This is a genomic window from Aliidiomarina sp., assembly GCF_047920995.1.
Lineage (GTDB): Bacteria > Pseudomonadota > Gammaproteobacteria > Enterobacterales > Alteromonadaceae > Aliidiomarina.
The window spans coordinates 1-2,394 of record NZ_JBLRWZ010000072.1 but is presented as its reverse complement, the minus strand read 5'-3'; the positions used below and the strand labels follow the sequence as shown (position 1 = coordinate 2,394).

General features: G+C 50.7%; 2 protein-coding genes. Both read right to left on the bottom strand.

The features are described 5' to 3' along the window. Nucleotides 1-1,399, bottom strand: a 1,399-nt coding sequence (locus ACNA7P_RS11110; RefSeq protein WP_416258690.1) for a capsule assembly Wzi family protein, incomplete at its 3' end; no start/stop codon positions are given. Next, the coding region (locus ACNA7P_RS11105; RefSeq protein ID WP_416258689.1) for an SLBB domain-containing protein at nucleotides 1,399-2,394 on the bottom strand (996 nt) is incomplete at its 5' end. The genes ACNA7P_RS11110 and ACNA7P_RS11105, both read right to left, overlap by 1 nt.

Genomic DNA, 2,394 nt, shown 5'->3' with positions numbered 1-2,394 from the left:
TACCTGCAGCACCAGAATCACGCCACCACTGCGCGCCCAAAACCACGCGGCCATCACCAAGTGGGCGATACACCTGCACATCCAACTGATAGCGTTGCACCGGTTGCAGGTTATACCTAGCAAACTCGTTTAATGCTGCTCCCTGTTCTAAAACATCCGGCTCCAAAAAATACGCCGCGCGCCAATGGTTGGCAAAATAATCGATATCACGTACCCGCACACCCCAACCATAGCCGGCGGTAGTAAAGTGATCAAAGCCCACAGCTAGAGTATCGCGGGAGTAATGCGCAAGTTGCTCAGCATACAAGCGCAGTGAACTTGGCGCATCGCCTGTAAGTGGTAAGTGCACATCAGCGCCAACGGTATGATAAGTAGTGCTAAGCGCGCTATCGTGATAAATCAGCTCACCATATACCGCCAACTGCACGCGGGTATCACTTTCAGTTCCTTTTAAAAGCGCATAGCGCGCGTCTACGGCAGCATTTTTTTGGGTATAGCCCAAGTGCGCACCGGTGAAGCGAGAGCCTAACTGCAGGCGAGTATGCGGGTTAGCAGTTACTCGAACTCCAAAGGCTTGTTCACGAGCGCGCACCCGTTCACCACTGGGCAATCGATCAGCGCCGGCGTATAAACCTAAACCGCGCTCACTGCGGCCAACGTAAGCGGTAGCGCTCCACGGGCCAAGCCAGCTCAACACAGGCGTGGTAAATGGTGCTGCACCTGCCCTAGTTACCCGTAGCGCCTGTAAGGGCCTCTCCGAGCGTGTATGCATGCCATCATGTTCATAACTTGGCGACCACCAAGTTTGCAATTGGTCTACCCCTACTACCCAGCTACCTAATACTTCGTTGGTAAGCATGGTAGCGGCATACGAGCCAGCAAAACTAATGCTCTGGGGATCATTTTCACGCCACGGCAAGGCTTCTCTGCCGGTACGATATGATGTTTGTAAACGAAATGCAGAATGATCGGTTTTGAAATCACGGCTAATGGTGAGCAAACCTTTCTCGCCACCGCCAACACCTGAGCCCGCACTGGCAAAACCACGTTGGGCACCCGTGCGGCTTTGGCCGTGTAGCGAAGCGCCGGTATAACCACCAGCAGCATGAAACTCCAGCACCGAAAGCACATAAAAATACGCCTGTTGCTGCTCGCGATTCAACAAGCCAGCATCAACACCCTGCATATTTTCTAGCAAGGCCCCCCACATCATTGGGTAGGTATTGGCAGAAAACTGCACCACACCCGCATCGGCTAATACCTGCAAGTAGTGGCGCACTTGCGCATCGTTGGCATCCGCCCAAGGCGTAGCTTGGGCTGTGCCAACAGCGCCGATACCCAGAAGCGCAAGCCCAGAAACAAACACCAACCCTTTAGTATTCAAAACGTAAGCCGCCATTAAATACTGTTAATTGCTGCAATCGCCACCGCCATTTGATACAAGATCTGCGTGCTAGTTGCCCACAATTGAATATTGTCTTTGTACGAAGTATTTAACGGCACCACAATGGTATCACCTGGCATTAACTCTACACGGTTGTTACTACTAAACCAGCCTCTACGATTACTGTAAGGTTCTACCGAACCATCAGCTCGCACCACAAAAATACGCTTATCATCAGCAGGGCGCTTAACACCGCCACTGCGCTCTAGGTAATCGCGCACCGTTAAACCTGCATCGTAGCGATAGGTAGAAGGCATTTGCACTTCACCAATAATCGAAACAATATTGCGCTGAGTTGGAATTACAATGCGATCATTATCCTTCAGCTCTATATCTCGATTTTGTACACCGTTTATAATTTCCGCTAAATTCACCACTAAACGGCCTACCGGCTCAACGCCGAGTAAATCATTCAGCAGCCTATCTAAATCATTGTAGTTGGTAACATTACCTTCAGTAAGGCTCATACTGGCCATTTCTTGGCGCAGCTCGTTACCAAGCGCAACTAATCTGCGCCGCTCCTGCTCACGAATTTCTTCACGGGTAAACACAGCACCATTAACAAATGCCCACTCCGTTACGCCACCCGCTCGCTCAATAACATCTCGCAGAGTTTCCCCACGGCGCACCGCATAAGTGCCAGGAAAGCGTACTTCGCCTTGCAACACCACATCTACGGTATCTTGCCATTCAGGAATCCGAAATATGTTTAAACGATCGCGCGGTTCAACGCTAACGCTCTTTATCCCAGTAATTACCTCAAATAAATTAAAAGGCACATATTCAGTATTCGAAATTTCGCCGTTGTTTTCCGTTACCGAACGCGTAATTTCTGCTCGCCGCAAATATGCCGAATCACGTAACCCTCCGGCAGCGGCTATCAATTGCGGTACACTGGCATTTTCTGCCAAAGGATAGCGGCCGGGATAACGTACTTCGCCCGATACCCG